At 35.8% G+C, this 1,724-nt stretch carries 1 protein-coding gene; it reads left to right on the plus strand.

The window, feature by feature from the left end; translation table 11 throughout:
- Positions 1 to 268 precede the first annotated feature (268 nt).
- On the plus strand, positions 269 to 1,612 hold the full coding sequence (locus ABZA26_RS14425; RefSeq protein ID WP_372715188.1) for an aminotransferase class III-fold pyridoxal phosphate-dependent enzyme: 1,344 nt from the start codon (positions 269 to 271) through the stop codon (positions 1,610 to 1,612).
- Positions 1,613 to 1,724 lie beyond the last annotated feature (112 nt).

A 1,724-nucleotide genomic window follows, 5' to 3' on the forward strand; every position in this document is an offset into this window, starting at 1 on the left:
ACAAAAAAAATAGATATATACTTTCAATATAATTCCAATAGAGCATAAACAAGATATATGTTTCAAGGTGTGAAACAACGTTTTTTAAGACAAATTAAAATCAAATAATTTTAATTAAGTAAAAGGCATCTTTTGAGAAGAAATAAGGTTAAGCTTTATTTTACCCTTTTGAGATCTAAAGTCGTGTTACTTTCATTTATTTTTAGATGGGAGTAGTACGGCTTTTTTTTTATAAAATATTAAAAATTTATAAAGCGGGGTGTTGCAAATGGTTATAAAAAGTGACAGTTATGCCAGAGATATTAAAGAAAAAGATAAAAAAAATAATTTACACTCTTGGAGTGCTCAGGGGAAATTGGACCCTAAAGTCATAACAGGAGCAGAAGGGATATATTTTTGGGATCACACAGGTAAAAAATATTTTGATATGTCGTCACAATTAGTAAACGTAAATATAGGCCACGGAAATAAAAAAGTAATCAATGCAATCAAGGAACAAGCAGATAAACTACCTTTTATAGGACCATCTCACGCCGTGGATGTCAGATCAGAATTAGCAAGCAGATTACTGAAAATTGCTCCAGATAATATGGGGAAGGTCTTTTTCACTACTGGAGGATCTGATGCCAATGAAAATGCCATCAAAATAGCTAAAATGTTTACAGGAAGAAATAAAGTTTTTTCTAGATACCGTTCATACCACGGAGCCACTTACGGGTCTGCCAATCTGACAGGAGAACCTAGGCGATTTGTATCTGAGCCTGGAATTGCTGGATTTGTAAAATTCTTCGATCCTTATATATACCGTAGTCATTTTGAATTTAAAAGCGAGAAAGAAGCCAGCCGTTATTATCTGGCACAATTAAGAGAACAGATAATATATGAAGGACGTGAAAGCATCGCTGCCATCTTCCTAGAGACTGTCACAGGAAGTAACGGAATTATTATTCCCCCTGACGGATACCTTCAGGGTGTAAGAGAAATATGTGATGAATTTGGAATCTTAATGGTCTGTGATGAAGTAATGGCAGGATTCGGTAGAACCGGGGAGTGGTTTGCATGCAATCACTGGGGAGTATCTCCAGACCTTATTACTTTTGCCAAGGGAATAAACTGCGGCTATATTCCTTTAGGGGGCGTGTTGGTCAGAAAAGATATTGCAGAATTTTTTGATCACAATACACTTATGTGCGGACTTACTTATAGCGGACATCCCATAGGATGTGCAGCGGGGATTGCTACATTAGAGGTCTATGAGGAAGAAGGCTTGATTGAAAATTCAAAAGCTATGGGGAAAGTTTTAGGGGAAGAACTTGAAAAATTAAAGACCAAGCACCCTTCAGTGGGTGATGTAAGGTATATCGGCTTATTTTCTGCAATAGAGCTTGTGAAAGATAAGGCTACTAAAGAGCCACTGGTGCCTTATGGTCAGGATACAGAAAAAGTAATGGCAGGCATTATAGGTAACCTCAGAGAAAATTGTTTTTCTACTTACTCACATGAGAACATTATTATTGTAGCTCCTCCACTGACAATAAATAAAGAGGAGATAAAAGAAGCAATGGCGATAATGGATAAGGTGATATACGAAGTTGATGACATGATTAAATAAGAAGATCTAAATATATGATTAAAAAAACAACTGAAGCAAGACCGACTATTATATATAATGCTCATCTTGATCATGTGGATACAACAGTATCCACATACACTTTATAAGAGGG

This window comes from Ilyobacter sp. (assembly GCF_041583315.1).
Classification (GTDB): domain Bacteria; phylum Fusobacteriota; class Fusobacteriia; order Fusobacteriales; family Fusobacteriaceae; genus Ilyobacter.

Coding starts and splice junctions, on each gene's coding strand:
- ABZA26_RS14425 (WP_372715188.1), top strand. CDS start 269: ATGGTTATAAAAAGTGACAGTTATGCCAGAGATATTAAAGAAAAAGAT.